Origin of the sequence: Sterolibacterium denitrificans (assembly GCF_900174485.1) — a bacterium.
Taxonomy (GTDB): Bacteria; Pseudomonadota; Gammaproteobacteria; order Burkholderiales; family Rhodocyclaceae; genus Sterolibacterium; species Sterolibacterium denitrificans.
Window position 1 is genome coordinate 1,225,481 of the sequence record NZ_LT837803.1, and the last position, 16,954, is coordinate 1,242,434.

The 16,954-nt window shown below is 61.6% G+C and carries 19 protein-coding genes; 17 read left to right on the forward strand and 2 right to left on the reverse strand.

Annotation, left to right across the window (positions count from 1 at the left end; genetic code table 11):
- Positions 1-6 precede the first annotated feature (6 nt).
- From nuoL to SDENCHOL_RS14615, 6 genes are all read left to right on the forward strand, one after another.
- Positions 7-1,992: an NADH-quinone oxidoreductase subunit L gene (gene nuoL / locus SDENCHOL_RS05600; protein ID WP_154716343.1), complete on the forward strand. Its 1,986-nt coding sequence runs from the start codon at positions 7-9 to the stop codon at positions 1,990-1,992.
- A 72-nt stretch (positions 1,993-2,064) separates the two neighbouring features.
- Complete coding sequence (locus tag SDENCHOL_RS05605) at positions 2,065-3,558, forward strand: NADH-quinone oxidoreductase subunit M (RefSeq protein WP_154716344.1); 1,494 nt, start codon at positions 2,065-2,067, stop codon at positions 3,556-3,558.
- A gap of 44 nt (positions 3,559-3,602) precedes the next feature.
- Complete coding sequence (gene nuoN, locus SDENCHOL_RS05610) at positions 3,603-5,081, forward strand: NADH-quinone oxidoreductase subunit NuoN (RefSeq protein WP_154716345.1); 1,479 nt, start codon at positions 3,603-3,605, stop codon at positions 5,079-5,081.
- 66 nt (positions 5,082-5,147) lie between these two features.
- On the forward strand, positions 5,148-5,729 hold the full coding sequence (locus SDENCHOL_RS05615; protein WP_420031034.1) for an NUDIX domain-containing protein: 582 nt from the start codon (positions 5,148-5,150) through the stop codon (positions 5,727-5,729).
- A 252-nt stretch (positions 5,730-5,981) separates the two neighbouring features.
- Positions 5,982-6,767 carry an alpha/beta fold hydrolase gene (locus tag SDENCHOL_RS05620; protein WP_154716346.1) on the forward strand — a complete coding sequence of 262 codons (786 nt, stop codon included), beginning with the start codon at positions 5,982-5,984 and terminating at the stop codon, positions 6,765-6,767.
- A 130-nt stretch (positions 6,768-6,897) separates the two neighbouring features.
- A complete protein-coding gene (locus SDENCHOL_RS14615; protein WP_269458629.1) occupies positions 6,898-7,026 on the forward strand; it encodes a hypothetical protein in 129 nt (42 codons plus the stop codon).
- 79 nt (positions 7,027-7,105) lie between these two features.
- Here SDENCHOL_RS14615 and SDENCHOL_RS05625 read toward each other — a convergent pair whose 3' ends face one another.
- Positions 7,106-7,447, reverse strand: coding sequence for a hypothetical protein (locus SDENCHOL_RS05625; protein ID WP_154716347.1), 342 nt, complete (start codon positions 7,445-7,447; stop codon positions 7,106-7,108).
- A gap of 434 nt (positions 7,448-7,881) precedes the next feature.
- Between SDENCHOL_RS05625 and SDENCHOL_RS05630 the strand changes: the two genes are divergently transcribed.
- The 4 genes from SDENCHOL_RS05630 (at position 7,882) to SDENCHOL_RS05645 (ending at position 9,854) form a co-directional block, all read left to right on the forward strand.
- Positions 7,882-8,178 carry a type II toxin-antitoxin system RelE/ParE family toxin gene (locus SDENCHOL_RS05630; protein WP_154716348.1) on the forward strand — a complete coding sequence of 99 codons (297 nt, stop codon included), beginning with the start codon at positions 7,882-7,884 and terminating at the stop codon, positions 8,176-8,178.
- Between the two features lie 5 nt (positions 8,179-8,183).
- The gene (locus tag SDENCHOL_RS05635) at positions 8,184-8,483 is read left to right on the forward strand and encodes an addiction module antidote protein (RefSeq protein WP_154716349.1); all 300 of its coding nucleotides are present in this window, start codon (positions 8,184-8,186) and stop codon (positions 8,481-8,483) included.
- Between the two features lie 126 nt (positions 8,484-8,609).
- Complete coding sequence (locus SDENCHOL_RS05640; RefSeq protein WP_154716350.1) at positions 8,610-9,029, forward strand: hypothetical protein; 420 nt, start codon at positions 8,610-8,612, stop codon at positions 9,027-9,029.
- 177 nt (positions 9,030-9,206) lie between these two features.
- Complete coding sequence (locus SDENCHOL_RS05645) at positions 9,207-9,854, forward strand: hypothetical protein (protein WP_154716351.1); 648 nt, start codon at positions 9,207-9,209, stop codon at positions 9,852-9,854.
- An 84-nt stretch (positions 9,855-9,938) separates the two neighbouring features.
- On the opposite strand, the gene SDENCHOL_RS05650 is transcribed toward SDENCHOL_RS05645, so the two are convergent.
- Entirely contained in the window at positions 9,939-10,889 is a 951-nt protein-coding gene (locus tag SDENCHOL_RS05650) for an MBL fold metallo-hydrolase (RefSeq protein WP_154716352.1), read from the reverse strand.
- A 132-nt stretch (positions 10,890-11,021) separates the two neighbouring features.
- On the opposite strand from SDENCHOL_RS05650, the gene ppa reads away from it, so the two are divergent.
- From ppa to SDENCHOL_RS05685, 7 genes are read left to right on the forward strand one after another with little or no spacing between them, the layout of a single operon-like run.
- The gene (gene ppa / locus SDENCHOL_RS05655; RefSeq protein ID WP_154716353.1) at positions 11,022-11,570 is read left to right on the forward strand and encodes an inorganic diphosphatase; all 549 of its coding nucleotides are present in this window, start codon (positions 11,022-11,024) and stop codon (positions 11,568-11,570) included.
- 40 nt (positions 11,571-11,610) lie between these two features.
- Positions 11,611-12,375 (forward strand): hypothetical protein, encoded by a 765-nt coding sequence (locus SDENCHOL_RS05660; RefSeq protein WP_154716354.1) that lies wholly within the window; start codon positions 11,611-11,613, stop codon positions 12,373-12,375.
- Positions 12,372-13,028, forward strand: a complete 657-nt coding sequence (gene purN, locus SDENCHOL_RS05665; RefSeq protein ID WP_154716355.1) for a phosphoribosylglycinamide formyltransferase — start codon at positions 12,372-12,374, stop codon at positions 13,026-13,028. The genes SDENCHOL_RS05660 and purN overlap by 4 nt, the downstream gene beginning before the upstream one ends.
- Positions 13,025-13,918 (forward strand): DUF3108 domain-containing protein, encoded by an 894-nt coding sequence (locus tag SDENCHOL_RS05670; RefSeq protein WP_154716356.1) that lies wholly within the window; start codon positions 13,025-13,027, stop codon positions 13,916-13,918. The genes purN and SDENCHOL_RS05670 overlap by 4 nt, the downstream gene beginning before the upstream one ends.
- Before the next feature lie 15 nt (positions 13,919-13,933).
- Complete coding sequence (locus SDENCHOL_RS05675) at positions 13,934-15,331, forward strand: RsmB/NOP family class I SAM-dependent RNA methyltransferase (RefSeq protein ID WP_154716357.1); 1,398 nt, start codon at positions 13,934-13,936, stop codon at positions 15,329-15,331.
- Positions 15,332-15,340: 9 nt separating this feature from the next.
- The gene (locus tag SDENCHOL_RS05680; protein WP_154716358.1) at positions 15,341-16,009 is read left to right on the forward strand and encodes a phospholipase D family protein; all 669 of its coding nucleotides are present in this window, start codon (positions 15,341-15,343) and stop codon (positions 16,007-16,009) included.
- Positions 16,006-16,950 (forward strand): formylglycine-generating enzyme family protein, encoded by a 945-nt coding sequence (locus SDENCHOL_RS05685; RefSeq protein ID WP_197706850.1) that lies wholly within the window; start codon positions 16,006-16,008, stop codon positions 16,948-16,950. Before SDENCHOL_RS05680 ends, SDENCHOL_RS05685 begins: the two co-directional genes overlap by 4 nt.
- Positions 16,951-16,954 lie beyond the last annotated feature (4 nt).

Here is a 16,954-nt window from a genome sequence, read left to right on the forward strand (position 1 = left end):
CGAGCGATGGACATGAAAACGCTTTATCTGGTTGTGCCGCTGGCGCCGCTGTTCGGCGCCATTCTCGCGGGCCTGTTTGGCAAGCGCATCGGTCGGGCCGGCGCGCATACCGTGACCATTCTCGGCGTGGCCATCGCCTTCGTCGCCTCGGTGATGATCTTCCTCGACGTGCAGGCCGGCAACACCTTCAACGGCAGCGTCTATCAATGGATGGAGACGGATGGCCTGAAGCTCGAAATCGGCTTCCTGATCGATCCCCTGACCACCATGATGATGCTGGTGGTGACTTTCGTCTCGCTGATGGTGCATATCTACACCATCGGCTACATGCACGACGATCCGGGCTATCAGCGTTTCTTCAGTTACATCTCGCTGTTCACCTTCTCGATGCTGATGCTGGTGATGTCCAACAACTTCCTCCAGTTGTTCTTCGGTTGGGAAGCGGTGGGCCTGGTTTCCTATCTGCTGATCGGCTTCTGGTACACCCGGCCGACGGCGATCTACGCCAACCTCAAGGCTTTTCTGGTCAACCGCGTCGGCGACTTCGGCTTCATCCTCGGCATCGGCCTGATCGCCGCCTATGCCGGCTCGCTGGATTACGCCGAGGTCTTCGCCCAGCGCGAAATGCTGGCCGCGCAGAATATCGAACTCTTTACCGGCACGCCCTGGCTGCTGATCACCGTGATCTGCATCTGCCTGTTCGTCGGCGCGATGGGCAAGTCGGCGCAATTTCCGCTGCACGTCTGGCTGCCCGACTCGATGGAAGGCCCGACGCCGATCTCCGCCCTGATCCACGCCGCCACCATGGTGACGGCTGGCATCTTCATGGTCACGCGCATGTCGCCGCTGTTCGAGCTGTCCGACGCGGCGCTGTCCTTCGTCATGGTGATCGGCGCCATCACCGCGCTGTTCATGGGCTTTCTCGGCATCATCCAGAACGACATCAAGCGCGTCGTCGCCTACTCGACGCTCTCGCAGTTGGGCTACATGACCGTGGCGCTGGGCGCTTCGGCCTATTCGATCGCCGTCTTCCACCTGATGACCCATGCCTTCTTCAAGGCGCTGCTGTTCCTCGGCGCCGGTTCGGTGATCATCGGCTGCCACCACAACCAGGACATCCGCTACATGGGTGGCCTGTGGAAGCACATGAAGATCACCTGGATCACTTCCCTGATCGGCTCGTTGGCACTGATCGGCCTGCCTTTCTTCTCGGGCTTCTATTCCAAGGATTCGATCATCGAGGCCGTGGCCCTGTCCAACCTGCCGGGCTCGGGTTTTGCCTATTTCGCCGTGGTCGCCGGCGTCTTCGTCACCGCCTTCTACTCCTTCCGCATGTACTTCCTGGTCTTCCATGGCAAGGAGCGCTACGACCAGGCGCCGCATGACGATCATCACGATGATCATCATCACGGCGGCACGCCGCACGAGTCTCCCTGGGTGGTCTGGCTGCCGCTGGTGGCGCTGGCGATTCCGTCCATCGTCATCGGTTACATCGCCATCGAACCGATGCTCTATGGCGGCTATTTCGGCGATGCCATCGCCATCGCTCCGGCGCATGCCGCCATGGCGCATCTGAAGAGCGAGTTCCACGGCGCCACCGCCATGGCCTTGCACGGCATGACTCAACTGCCTTTCATCCTGGCCGTTGCCGGGGTCGTGCTGGCCTGGTTCTTCTATCTCAAGCGCCCCGAGATTCCGACCTTCATCATGCAGCGCTGCAAGCCGATCTACACCCTGCTGGAGAACAAATACTATTTCGACAAGATCAACGAAGTGGTGTTTGCCGGCGGCGCCCGCGGTCTCGGCCGTGGCCTGTGGAAGGGCGGCGACCAGATGCTTATCGACGGCCTGCTGGTGAACGGTTCGGCGCGCGTGGTCGGCTGGGTGTCCGCGATTTCACGCCGGCTGCAAACCGGCTACGTCTACCAGTATGCCTTCATGATGATATTCGGCGTCTTCGTCCTGCTGACGCTGTGGATCTTCCGGGCTTGAGTGCGTGAAGCACTTCAACGACGCACGGAATAAACACCAGACAGTACGGATGCTCGACAGGAATCCACCGAGATGATTGCCTCAAACTTTCTAAGCCTAGCGATCTGGGTACCCATCCTTGGGGCCATGGTCGTGCTCCTCGCCGGTTCGGACCGCAACGCCGGACTCACCCGGGGCATCGCACTGATTGCCGCCCTGGCCGGTTTTCTGGTCACCATCCCGCTGTACGTGAATTTCGATACGGCGCAGAGCGCGATGCAGTTCGTCGAACACGCGCTCTGGGTGCCGCAGTACAACATCAACTACTACCTCGGCGTGGATGGCATCTCGGTGCTCTTCATCCTGCTCAACAGTTTCATCACCATCCTGGTGGTGCTGGCCGGCTGGCGGGTGATCCAAAGCCGGGTAGCCCAATACATGGCCGCCTTCCTCGCCATGTCGGGCCTGATGAACGGCATCTTCTGCGCGCTCGATGGCGTGCTGTTCTACGTCTTCTTCGAAGCCTCGCTGATTCCGATGTACATCATCATCGGCGTCTGGGGCGGGCCGAATCGCGTCTATGCGGCCTTCAAGTTCTTCCTCTACACGCTGGCCGGCTCGCTGCTGATGCTGATTTCGCTGCTCTACCTGTTCCTGCAGTCGGGCAGCTTCAACATCCTCGACTGGCACGCGCTGCCGCTGGGCCTGACGGCGCAGACCTGGCTGTTCATCGCCTTCTTCTTCGCCTTTGCCGTCAAGGTGCCGATGTGGCCGGTGCATACCTGGTTGCCGGATGCCCACGTCGAAGCGCCCACTGGCGGCTCGGTGGTGCTGGCCGCGATCATGCTGAAGCTTGGCGCCTACGGCTTCCTGCGCTTCTCGCTGCCGATCCTGCCGGATGCCAGCCAGGAACTCGCCGGCTACATGATCGCGCTGTCGCTGATCGCTGTGATCTACATCGGTTTCGTCGCCATCATCCAGGGCGACATGAAGAAGCTGGTGGCCTACTCTTCGGTTTCGCACATGGGCTTCGTCACCCTGGGCTTCTTCCTCTTTAACCAGATCGGCCTCGAAGGCGCGCTGGTGCAGATGATTTCCCACGGCTTCGTTTCCGGTGCCATGTTCCTTTGCATCGGCGTCATGTACGATCGCCTGCACAGCCGCCAGATCGGCGATTACGGCGGCGTGGTGAACACCATGCCGAAATTCGCCGCCTTCTTCCTGCTGTTCTCCATGGCCAACTCCGGCCTGCCGGCCACCTCCGGTTTCGTCGGCGAATTCATGGTCGTCCTCGGCGCGGTGAAATACAACTTCTGGATCGGTTTCGGAGCGGCGATCTCGCTGATCCTCGGCGCGGCCTATTCGCTGTGGATGTACAAGCGGGTGGTCTTCGGGGGCGTCGGCAACAAGCATGTCGCCGAAATGGCCGACCTCGACCGCCGCGAGTTCTTCATTCTTGGCGTATTGGCGCTGTGTGTACTGGGCATGGGCCTGTATCCCTTCCCCTTCACCGAGGTCATGCACGTTTCGGTCGAGCATCTGCTTGAGCATGTGTCGACCGGCAAGCTGACCCTGGTGGCGCCCTAAACAACTGAGCAACCGAGCAACCGGCTGATCAAAGAGATTCAAATATGAACTTCGTCATACCTGATTTCTATCCTGCGGCTGCGGAGCTCTTTCTCCTGGCGATGGCTTGCGCCATCCTGCTGCTCGACCTGGTCCTGCCGGCAAGCCGGCGCTGGCTGATTCCGCTGGCGACTCAGGCGACGCTGATCGGCTGCGCCCTGATTTCCTACAGCATGCTGCGCGATGGCCAGGTGGTGCTGACTTTCAGCAACATGTTCGTGAATGACGCCTTCGGCAATCTGCTGAAGATCCTCGTCGATATCGTGCTGATCTTCATGATCGTCTACAACCGCCGCTATCTGGCGGAGCGCGGCCTGGAGAAAAGCGAGTATTACCTGCTGCTGCTGTTCGGCGCCCTGGGCATGAAGGTGCTGATTTCGGCCAGCCATCTGCTCAGTATCTACCTGGGCCTCGAACTGCTCTCGCTGACGCTGTATGCCCTGGTGGCGCTGGACCGCGATTCGGCCAAGGCCACCGAGGCGGCGATGAAATATTTCGTCCTCGGCGCTCTGGCCTCGGGTCTGCTGCTGTATGGCATGTCGATGATTTATGGCGCCACGGGCACGCTGGAAATCGGCGGCATCGCCCAGGCGCTGTACCATGGCGCGGTCAACAAGCCGGTACTGCAGTTCGGTCTGGTGTTCCTGGTTGCCGGGCTGGCCTTCAAGCTGGGTGCGGTGCCTTTCCACATGTGGATTCCCGACGTCTATCACGGCGCGCCGACGCCCATCACCCTGCTGATCGGCTCGGCGCCCAAGCTGGCTGCCTTCGCCATGGCGATGCGTCTGCTGGTGTATGGCTTGCTCGATCTGGCCGACCAGTGGCAACTGATGCTGATGATCATGGCCGCGTTGTCGATCGCCATCGGCAATCTCGCCGCCATTGCGCAGACCAACCTCAAGCGCATGCTGGCCTACTCGACGATCTCGCACATGGGCTTCCTGCTGCTGGGTCTGCTCAGCGGCGTGGCGGACGGCGGTGTCGACCCCAACCGCGCCATTGCCGCGTACAGTTCGGCGCTGTATTACGCCATTGCCTACGTGCTGATGAGCCTGGGTGCCTTCGGCATGATCCTGCTGCTCTCGCGCGCCGGGCACGAGGCCGAGAACATCGACGACTTCAAGGGCCTCAACCAGCGCAGCCCGTGGTTTGCCGCGATGATGGCGATCCTGATGTTTTCGATGGCCGGCATACCCTTCTTCATCGGCTTCTGGGCCAAGTTCCTGGTGCTGCTGGCGGTCATCGACGCCGGCCATCTGTGGCTCGCCCTGTTCGCCATCTTCTTCTCGCTGATCGGCGCGTTCTACTACCTGCGCATCGTCAAGCTGATGTATTTCGACGCGCCGACGGACAAATCGCTGATCCAGGCCGGCTTCGACATGCGCATCCTGCTTTCGGTGAACGGCCTCGCCGTCGCCGTGCTCGGCCTGTTCCCGCAGATCGCCATGTATCTCGGCACGATCAGCCTGCTGCGTTCCCTCTGACCACCCATCGCCGGTAGCGTAGTGCCCAAGCCCTGCGCTACCGCCTGACCGGCAGCCGATCCTCGCATGCCCGACATGTCAGACAAGGACGAGTCGCACCTCATCGAAACCTGCATCAGCAGCGAAACCGTGTTCCACGGTCGTCTGCTGCACGTCCAGAGCGACCGCGTACGCCTGCCGGATGGCGGCGAGAGCGTGCGCGAATACATCCGCCACCCCGGCGCGGTGGTCATGCTTGCCACGCTCGACAACGGCAAGCTGCTGTTCGAGCGCCAGTTCCGCTACCCCGTCGGCCAGGTGTTCCTCGAACTACCCGCCGGCAAGATCGACGCCGGCGAACCCATCCTCGACACCGCGCGCCGCGAGCTGCGCGAGGAAACCGGCTACAAGGCTCGCCACTGGCGCCACCTCGGCGTCATGCACCCGTGCATCGGCTACTCCAACGAACGCATCGAAATCTTCCTCGCCCACGGCCTGAGCTTCGTCGGCCACGAACGCGATCACGGCGAGTTCCTCGAAGTCGTCGAACTCTCACTGGCCGACGCCCTGCTGGCCGTGCGCGATGGCGAAATCACCGACGCCAAAACCATCACTGCCCTGTTCTGGGCGGACAAGATTTTTTCCGGAGTCTGGCAGATTCCGGGGTGAGGCAGGCTGTCGCCTTTCTCAACCCAGTTGTTGGCGAGGGCAGATACATCAGCATTCAAGGACTGAATTGGCTCATGTCGAAATTGCAAAACGTTGTGCTGAAGCGTGTTCGTGATATTCAAGCCGATCATAATTGACGCTGCGATACGCAGATTAAAATCAAAGGGGTCGATTTTCCGTTGAAAATATCGCCCCTGCCACTTTTACCTGCGGCAGAACGTGGTCATCTTTGGCTGAAGGGACGCGCACGCCATGTTGAGACAAGGAACGGGTACCCCGCTGGTGCTGCTGCACGGCGTTACGTGCAGTGAGCGTGTCTGGCGACAGGTGATCCCTTTGCTCGCGCCGCACCACGATGTCATCGCCTTGACCGCGCTGGGGCATCGGGGCGGGGTCCCGGCACAGGGGCCCATGGGCATTCAGGACTTGGTTGATGATGTGGAGCGCTCGCTGGATGCCCTGGGCATGCAGCAGGTGCATGTGGCGGGCAATTCCATGGGCGGGTGGATGGCCATCGAGCTGGCCCGCCGGGGGCGTGCCTTGAGCGTGTGCGCCTTGTCGCCCGCCGGTTGTTGGGACCCTTCCGCGCGCAACCATCGACACGCCACCAATATCTTGCGCCGGGTGATGCGCGTCACGGAGCTGACCCGCTGGATGCTGCCGGTGATGGCGCAACTCAAACTGGTGCGGTCCTTGGGAATGCGGGACAACGCCGTGCATGGCGAGCGCATGTCGGCCGATGATCTCATCGACATGGCCGATGATCTGCTGGGCTGCGCAGCCCGCCATGAACTGCTGGACAGTGTTGGGCAACTGGTGGGCCTCGATCCCTTGCCATGTCCTGTGACCCTGGCCTGGGCAGAGTGCGATCGCATCTTCCCGCCTAAGCTGAATGGTACGCTGGCGCGCACCTTGTTACCCCAGGCCCGCTGGCAGTTGATGGCCGGGGTGGGGCATCTGGCCATGATCGACGACCCCAGTCTGGTGGCCGAGGTCATCAGGATGGCAGCATGCCAGGAGCTGATTCCGCAGACTTGATCTGCCAACCCACCGCTCGCCTCGTCCTTGTGGTCATGCCGCCAGACCTGTCATTCAACGCAATTGGACGAAGGACTGCTCTGGGCCGGCACCTGCCTTTCACGGTCCGTGAATCAGCGAGAAACTGTTAATGGCGGCGGGGCCTGCATCGGTATCGGCACTCTGCCAACCGGGCGTGCGACTGGTGGCACACTTCGACATCGACGATGCCGGCATCGAGTGCGTGGCGGATGCGTTTGCCAGGTTTTTCGACAAGTAAAACAATGGCGGAGGGGATCAGAGTGTCCTGATCCCCTCCGCCATTTTGTGCTGTTCCCGCTTGCTTTTTTTGCCGGACTTCAGTTCGATTGCGCAGCTGACGCCGGCCGGTCGGGAAGCTCCGGCTGTGGATTGAACGAGCGGTCCGATCCGGGCATGTTGTAGCCGGCGCCCTTGGCCTTGCGGTCGGGAAGTTCCGGCTGTGGGTTGAACGTGCGGTCCGACCCCGGCGCGCTGTGGCCGGCCGCCTTGCGTGGCGTGTCTGTCCCTCGTATCGACGTTTTCGCCGGCGGCTTGCTCTTGCCGGCCATGACTTCAGGCTGGGCCGTATCGGTGGGCGCCGCATTTGTGGCTCCGGCCACCATCATTGCCCCCGCCAGACAGAACGAGAACGCCAACCCTCTCTTCATTGAATGATTCATCTGCTGTAACTCCTGGTCGGTGATCCCCCCGGGAAAACGCGGATCTTCTGGTCGAACGGGCGCACGCTACCCCGCGCCAAGGATAAAGTCAATACGTTCCGCTGGTGACCCTGCCGGTCATCAGCAACCGTTGCCGGTTCCGTCTTGGCGCCTTTTACTATCAACTTGCGTTTGATATGGCATCGACAATAGAAAAGACATGCCACTAAACAGCTTCGTTCAAACAGTTAACTTCAAGATTTCATGATGTTGTTCTCCAGCATTGCGTTTGAGGAGATGTGTTGCCTATCGGCGGCGCTCTCCTTAACTTCGCGACAAGGGCTTTTCCAAGAGTGTCAAGAGACACTGGTGGTAGCCGTCATTTAGCGATACCTGGAAATACGGCGATTGAGGACGCGATTGACATCGTGTAGCCGAATGGCTACAGTCGCCCCATGATCCAAATCCGGAAAACTGAAGTTTTCGTCCAGTGGCTCGATGCCTTGCGCGACATTCAGGCACGGGCGCGGGTTCAAGCCAGGATCGAACGTCTTGCCGGTGGAAATCCCGGTGATGTCGAGCCTGTTGGCGAAGGCGTTTCCGAGTTGCGCATCAACTACGGCCCCGGTTATCGGGTGTATTTCAAGCAGCGTGGGCGTGAGCTGATCATTCTTCTGGCCGGCGGCGACAAGAGCACACAGGCCAAAGATATCAAGACGGCTTTACGCCTGGCACGAAATCTTTTGGGGTAGCCACCATGACCAAAACCCTTACTACACGCTATGACGTTGCAGAGCATCTGCGCACGCCGGAGGAAATGGCCGCCTACCTTGAGGCCTGTCTGGAAGAAGCGAATGGAGATGCTGCCTTTATTGCCAAGGCACTCGGCGATATTGCTCGTGCCAAAGGCATGTCCCAGGTTGCTCGTGATGCCGGGCTCTCCCGTGAAAGCCTCTACAAGGCGCTGTCCGGGGAACGTAGCCCTGGGTTCGATACGATCCTCAAAGTCATTGGCGCTCTTGGGTTAAAGCTTCATGCAGAGGCAAATCGTGTCTGACAAAAAGTCCAGCCCGCCGCTCCAGGGGACGCTCCGCTTGTCAACGGAGCGTTACCTGGAGCTAGCTGGTTAGATTTCATGGGTACCTCGACACGGCGTCGACTTCTCTGGATAGTTCCAGCGGCCATGGCTCTTGCCATCGGCTTTGTTGCGTGGGACGTATTTCTTCTGCCATCCTCGTTGGACGAGGCGCTTTTTCGTTATCGACTCAGCCGAGCCGTACAGACACAAAAGATAGAAATCAATTTTTCCGAACTGGCTACGTTTGAGTGGGAAGAAGTTTGCGATCATCACCCTTATGACGGCGACTTCAAGCATCCCAAGTACGGTCGCACCTACACCGCTCCGATGAGTGCTGCACACGATGGTGTCTGGGTGCTCCTGTTTATCGAGAAAGACGGTAGCCCAACCTACATTTCGGGGAGTTGTACTCGTGGTGGCGCGAGCATCCGGGAGTTCGGGTGCCTGTCACGAACCAAAGCAGTTTTCCGTCTTGAAAGTTCAGGCTTGTGTCCGCGTTATTCCGCAGCCCCTGACCACAAGTGAAATCCAATCTCTTGGGTAAGGACTGCCTGCAAGCTAGGCTTGCAGGTTCTCTCCGCCGCTTTGCGGCTCCGGTGGCCGGTTACCTCAAACATTGGATATCACAATTCCCAGGCATCTGATCTTTTGCAGGCACACTAATTGCGTGGCCTTGCTGCATTTAGCAAATGGAGGCATGCCATGATCGTCCAGTCCACTTCTGCTTCTTTCTTCGCCGCCCAGATTGCACGTTCGTCATCGCCTCGGCAAAGTCCGACTGCCTCTCCGGCAAATATTGCCGAGACTGTCCGTATTTCTCAAGTGGCGCGAGAGGCGCTCGTCTCCTCGACTGCCTCTTCTTCATCTGCCGCGAACAGCGACAAATCGGTCGAAGCACGGCTTGCTGCGATCAAAGCCAAGGATGGCCCGAGCAGAACGCAGGAAGAGCAGGATTACGTGCGTGCCAACGACAAGCGGCTTGCTGAAATCATCGCGCAAGGCAAGTCTACGGAGAAACTCACTGCCGATGAGCTCGATTACCTGCAAAAGGCGGCGGGGTTTGTGAATACCTTTGCGAACCTCAGTCCGGCGGAAAAAGCGCTATATGACAAGGCCGTTGCCAGCGGCAACACCGAGGCTGCTGCGGGTATCAGCCAGATCGCGTTCGTTCGCATGATGGGGCACACGGCGGGTGGCGCCAACGGCACGACCTACGACCCGCTCAATACGGAAATCACGGCGGCCAACATAGAGAAATACTTCAGCCACAGCATCGTCGATCCAACAGGCAAGGCCCAGTCTCAATTCCAGGCCTTGATCCAGTTCTTGCAGGACAATCCGGTAGCTTGATGCAGTATTGCTGTGACAGGGATGCCCAATAATGGAAGTCATCATGCGCCTACGAGCGGTATGCTGCCCGGTGAATGAGGCTGCCTAGCTGCTGGTATTCAGCCAGTGATCCAGGCCTTGGGCGTTGAGGTCGATGTCCAGTGCCAAAAACTCCAGCAGGGCGTTGCCCTGCAGGCCCCAGTTTTCGTGCCGGGCTTCGGCCAGCAGCAGATTTTCCAGCATTTGTTTTAATTGTGCGTAGCATTGCTCTCCGGCATTCCTGAGCGGGCGGGCGCCGGTGACGATGGCGGCGAGCATGCGTTTCAGGTCGGCGGCCAAGCGCGGTACGTCGGTGATCTGACCGTAATGGGTCAGGTACATCGCCTCGGGCCGGTAGGACAGCAGCAGGTCGATCGAGCGGTGCAATGCCTCCGGATCGAAATGCACCGGCGAGGTGGTCGGGCAGATGAACTGCCGGCCGTCGCGGTCGAGTTCGCGGTAGGACAGGCCAAAGGTGTCGCCGGTGAAGAAGTGTCCGGTTCGTTCGTCGCGAATGCAGATGTGGTGGCGGGCATGGCCGGGGGTGTGGAGCAGGGTCAGCTTGCGGCCGTTGAGGTCGAAGCGCTGCTCGTGCTCGACGGCGACGATGCGTTGCGGGTCGATGGCGGGAATTTCGCCGTAGATTTGCTGGAAGCGTTCCGCGCCGTAGACGGCGATCGAGCCGGCCACCAGTTTTGACGGTTCGGCCATGTGGCGTGCGCCGAGCGGATGCACCAGCAGCCGCGCATTCGGCAGCAGGCGCATGAGGGTGCCGGCGCCGCCGGCGTGATCGAGATGGATGTGGGTGAGGATGATGAAGTCGACCTGCGTCGGCGCGAGTCCGTGTTCGGCCAGCGCCGCCATGACGCGTGGGACGGCAGTGTTGGTGGCGGTGTCGATCAGCGCGGCGTGCCGGCCTTCGGTCATCAGGTGGATTGCCGCGAGTCCGGGACGGATGTAGCCCGAGTCGATGGCAATGATGCCGTTGCCGTAATTTATGGTGGGGTTGGGTTGCATGGCCGGTTCTCCGGGGGTGCGGGCGAATTGGGCAGATTGAAGGGTGATTGCAGAGGAAAAACCCGCGATTTCGCATGAGTTCATGCAGGCGCACCGATATAATAGCGGGCTAACCTTTTTACGGAGAACACCATGGGCCTGGATCGCGTGCCTTCCGGCAGGGATTTGCCGAATGATTTCAATGTGATCATCGAGATTTCGATGCATTCCGATCCGATCAAGTACGAGGTCGACAAGGATTCCGGCGCGATTTTCGTCGATCGTTTCATGTCGACGGCGATGCACTATCCGTGCAACTACGGCTATATCCCCAACACCATCGCTGGCGATGGCGATCCGGTCGATGTGCTGGTCATTTCGCACCTGACCCTGCCGCCGGGCGTGGTGGTGCGTTGCCGGCCGATCGGCATGCTGAAGATGAACGACGAAGCGGGCGATGACGCCAAGGTGCTGGCGGTGCCTGTCGACAAGCTGACTTCCATGTACCGGCAGGTGCGTTCCTATCGCCATATGCCGCAGTTGATGATGGACCAGATTTCGCATTTCTTCGAGCGCTACAAGGATCTCGAAGAGGGCAAGTTCGTCAAGGTGATCGGCTGGGTCGATGTCGATGAAGCCAAGCAGGAGATCCTCAATGGCGTCAAGGCATATGAGGACGCCAAGGTGAAGCCGGCGTTCTGAGCGGCCGCATGGCACGGCGGGCTTTGCGTTATCATGCCGCATGCGTTCGATCGTGCTTTCTGCCGTGATGGTGCTGTCACTGACGGCCTGTTCGACCGCGCCTTCGACGAATCAGCCTGTCTCCGGCGCGACTTCACCCGCCGGCGCATTGTTCGATCCCAATCAACTGGCCAAGTCCGATATCGATCGCGTGGCCGACGCTTATCGCCAGGAAATTTTCCGCAGCCTGCGCGTGCTTGCCGAAAAACTCTACCGGCGCAATCCGGCCGAGTGGCGCAAATCGGGCGCGGCAAATGTTCAGGATGCCGTCGAGCGGGTGATGAATCCGGCCCGTGAGTGGCGCTTTGCCGAGCTTGAGGGACGCTACGGCACCGATGCCGTCCAGTTGGCATTCAACGAGGATTTTCGCGGCGATCGCGTGCTGGCGCTGATTGGCGGACTGGGCGGGATGATGCATCAGGCATTCGAGGGGAAAACGGAGTTCTACATGCTGGATGATCTCGATCCGCAAAAGCTGTACAACAGCGCGCGCAACGTCGAAATTGCCGTCTGGCGCCTGTCGCACAGGCGCATGGCGGACGGCCGCTTGTTTCTGCTGTCGAACGAGGCGGCCAGCAGCGCCGGGGTCGAGGCTGGACAGGCGGCGCAGCCGGCCAATCTGAGTTTCGAGCGCGAGTTCGGCAAGATCATCGGACATTTCGACCTGCTCTCGCGCATCATCGCCGACAAACTGAACCGCACCGTCGTCAAGGTGGTTCAGAGTGTGGCCACCGCAGTCTTTCTTCCCGTCGTGACGCTCAGATGAAATCCAGATCCATCGTCATCCTGATTTCCGGACGCGGCAGCAACATGCGTTCCCTGGTCGAAGCCAATCTGCCGGATTGCCGCATCGCCGTCATCAGCAATCGCCCCGATGCCGCCGGGCTGGCCTATGCGCGCGAGCGCGGCCTGGCGACGGCGGTGGTCGATCACCGCGCCCATGCCACGCGTCCGGCGTTCGATGCGGCGTTGGCCGAGGCTATCGATGCGCATGGGGCGGACCTGGTGGTGCTGGCCGGCTTCATGCGCATCCTCGGCGTAGACTTCGTGGCCCGCTACCAAGGGCGTCTGTTGAACATCCATCCTTCCTTGCTGCCCGCCTTTCCCGGCACGCATACCCATGCCCAGGCGCTGGCTGCGGGGGTCAGGATACATGGTTGCACGGTGCACTTCGTCACGCCGGCGCTCGACAGTGGGCCGATCGTGATCCAGGCCGCCGTGCCGGTGCTGCCGGACGATGATCCCGATACGCTGGCAGCCCGGGTGCTGGCACAGGAGCACGTCATCTATCCGCAGGCGGTGCGCTGGTTTCTGGCAGGGCAGTTGCAGTTGACGGCAGCCGGGCAGGTCAGGCTGAGTGCTGGCGCTGGCCGGGCAGCCACGGCGGCATTGATCGCGCCGCAGACGGACGCGGCATGAGCCGTCATTTGCATGGTCTGGCCCTGCTGGGCGCCTTGCTGTTTGCGCTGCCTGCCTGTGCGGCGGAAGAGCCGGTTGGCGCTGTCGCTATTGCTGCCGCTGGCGGCCCGCCGGCCATGCCGCAAAAGCAGCTTCAGCCGCAACCGGCATCGGCAAACGCGCCGGGCCGTTTGCCGATGCCCGCCCAGGGCCGCCTGCGCTTCGAGCTGACCCGTGGCGATGGCCGCTTCGTGGCGGCGGAGGCGCTGCACGAATGGCGGCACGACGGCAAACAATATGAGCTGCAGAGCGTGACGGAAACCGTCGGGCTGGTTGCCTTCTTCCGTTCCACGCGGATCGTCTGGCGCAGCCGCGGCAACGTGACCGCGCAAGGCTTGCAGCCGCTGGCGTTTCAGGCGGAAAAACGCAGCAAGCCCGAAGGCGGCGCACGCTTCGACTGGACGAGGATGCGCCTCAGCCTGGACGGCGGGCCGCAACGCGAGCTGGCTTTGCTGCCGCGTAGCCAGGATCTGTTGAGCATGTTCTATCAACTGGGCGTGCAGTTGCCGGAACTGCGGCGGCTGGCAAGCAAGCCTGCCAGGCCGGATCGGGACGGGCTGGACGCGGCGCGTGAATTCGTCATGCCGGTGACCAACGGGCGCAAGCTGGAGCGTTATCACTTCGAGCTGCTCGGCGAGGAACCGCTGAATCTGTCGCGTCTGGGCCGGCGGCAGACCCTGCATCTGCGCACCCACGCCGGTGAGCAATTGATCGACATCTGGCTGGACCTGCAGGCGCATGGCCTGCCCGTGAAGATTCGCTACGCGGATGACAAGGGAGATGCCTACGACCAGACGGCGGTGCATATCGACATTTCGGCAGCGGATGAGGCTGCGGCGGGAGCGAGGTAGGTGGAAAAGATGGAAATGAATCGGCGAAAAAACCAGCGGGTCGGCGTTGCGCCATCTGTCCCATCTGCGGCATCCAAAACGCGCCGCCCGGCGCAACGGCGGCCGCATGCCGCGTCTGCAGAAAAGACCGGCGGCGCGATCGATGCCGGTCTGAGCAGCAAAGTGCTGGATCAGGCCGCTATCGCCTTGCGCCGCTTGCTGGCATTCGAGCGGCCGGCCGATGCCGTGTTGTCCGATCATTTTCGCGAGCAGCGCAGCCTGGGGCGGCGCGAGCGCGGCTTCATCGCGGAAACCTGCTATGCCGTGCTGCGCCATCGGCGCCAGCTCGAACGCCTGGTTCAGCCGGAAGTCACGCCCCGGCGCCTGCTGCTGGCCTGTCTGCTGCGCTATTCCGGCTTCGGGTTGCGTCAATTGGCCGGACTGCTGCTTCCCGGGGAGCAGGACTGGCTGCTGGCGCTCAGGAGCGCTGCTGAAACGGACTGCGCGGACTGCAGTCTGGCCGAACGCCTCGATCTGCCGGACTGGCTGACCGAGCGCCTGAGCGCGCGTCACACCGAGGCAGAACTCGTGGAACTGGCGCGTGGCCTGAACCGCAGCGCCCCGCTGGATTTGCGCGTCAATCTTCTGAAAACCACACGCGATGAAGTTTTGCGGCAACTGGCCGCGACAGGCATCAAGGCCAGCGCGTGTCCCTATTCGCCCTGGGGCATCCGCCTGGAAGGCAAGCCGGCCCTGCAGCAGCATCCATTGTTTCTGCAAGGGCACATCGAGGTGCAGGACGAGGGCAGCCAGTTGTTGGGCGCATTGCTGGCGCCACGGCGTGGCGAGATGGTGGTGGATTTTTGCGCCGGCGCCGGCGGCAAGACCCTGCTGCTGGGGGCGATGATGCGTTCCACCGGGCGCCTGTATGCTTTCGACGTGTCGAGCAAGCGGCTCGCCAAGTTGAAGCCGCGAGTGGCCCGCAGCGGCCTGTCGAATGTCCATCCGGTCTGCATCGACAATGAAAACGATGTCCGCGTCAAACGCCTGGCCGGCAAGATCGACCGCGTGCTGGTGGATGCGCCCTGCAGCGGTCTGGGCACCTTGCGCCGCAATCCGGATCTGAAGTGGCGCCAGACGGCGCAGGATGTCGCTGAACTGGTGCGCAAGCAGCAGGACATTCTGGCCGCCGCGGCGCGGCTGGTGAAACCGGGCGGGCGCCTGGTGTATGCCACCTGCAGCATCCTCGACGAGGAAAATGCGGGCGTGGTCGACCATTTCCTGGCCGGGCATGCGGCGTTCCAGCGGCTGGATGCCGCCGCGATTCTTGCCCAGCAGGGCATCCTCATCGATTGCGGCATGGACATGCGCTTGCTGCCGCATGTGCACGGCACGGATGGTTTCTATGCGGCCGTGCTGGAGCGCGGCAAGTGAAATGGTGAGATGGTGAGGTTGCCGCGCTCGCGCCCGTTGTTTCAGTTGCGCCAGTTGCTGCTGCTGGCATTGATGCTGTGCGCGGCCGCGCCGCTCTGGGCGCGCGCGCTGCTGCCGGCAAGCGGGAGCGTCGAAGTGGTGTTCAGTCCATGGGACGATGCCGAGGGCGCCATCATCGGGACGCTGCAGCAGGCGCGGCAGGCGATCCATGTGCAGGCCTATCTGTTCACCAGCCAGCCGCTGGCGCAGGCATTGATCGCGGCGCATCGGCGGGGCGTCAGGGTGGAGGTGCTGGCGGATCAGAAAATGCTGCTGCAGACCGGGAAAAGCCAGATTCCACGGCTGGCCGAGGCGGGCATTCCCGTCTGGCTGGAAACGCGCCATGCCATCGCCCACAACAAGCTCATGCTGATCGATCCTCTGGAGACGCATCCCGCCGTGGTCACCGGCAGCTACAACTTCACCTATTCGGCCCAGGCGCGGAATGCCGAGAATCTGCTGATATTGCGCGACAACCCGGCGCTGGCGCGCGCCTACTTCGACAACTGGCAACGTCATCGCGGTGACGCCGTGCCATATACGGACATGGAAACGGGCGCTGAAACGGAAGCCGCCATGGAAAGCGCCGCCAACATGGGCACGGCGACGGGCGAGGCGGCGCGGGAGACGATGCCGTGACGGCTTTTCCTGCGGCCCCGGCCTGGTGGCCGGCCATCGGCCATGTCTGGCGCAGCGCGGGTGCTTCCACTTCCAGGCCATGGATGGCCGGGATGCTGGCCGCCTTGTTCTGTCTGCCGGTTCATGCCGGAGAATTCGTCAACCACGTTGACATGAGGTTCGTCGATATTCCCGCTGGCAGCTTTTTCATGGGTGCCTGCAAGTTCAGGCCGGATCAGTTGAGCAGCGATGATTCCTGTCCATCCGGCGCGGCGGCCGATGCCGATGCCTACGGGGACGAAACGCCGCAGCATCGCGTGACTATTCGCGCGTTCCAGTTGGGGCGCACGCAGGTGACCTTGCAGCAGTTCAAGCGATTCGCCCTGGAAAGCGGCAACGGGCAACTGCTCGACGAGCCGTTTCTCAAGAGCAATGCAGGGCAGGGCGAGATGACGCCCGTGGTGCATGTCAGTTGGGAGGATGCCCAGGCTTTCGTCGCCTGGCTCAATCGAACCAAACCGCAGACGGATCACGGCCACTACCGTCTGCCCAGCGAGGCCGAGTGGGAGTACGCGGCTCGCGGCGGCACGACGACGCGCTACTATTTCGGCGATGCCAGTGGACATCGACTGGGTTTGCATGCCTGGTACGACAAGAATTCGGGCAACCGGCAACGCGTCGTCGGCAGCCGGCGGCCGAATGCCTATGGCCTGTATGACATGCTGGGCAACGTCTGGGAATGGACGGAAGACTGCTGGAACGAGAGCTACCGGGGCGCGCCGGCGGATGGCAGCGCCTGGCTGCAGGGCGACTGCAGCAAGCGCGTGGTGCGCGGCGGCTCGTGGTTCGATGTGCCGCCGTATCTGCGCGTCACCAGCCGCTTCGGTGACCGGGTGACGCGACGCATCAACTACGATGGTTTCCGCGTGGCGCGCGTGGTGCATACCTCCGCTGCGCCCTGAGGCG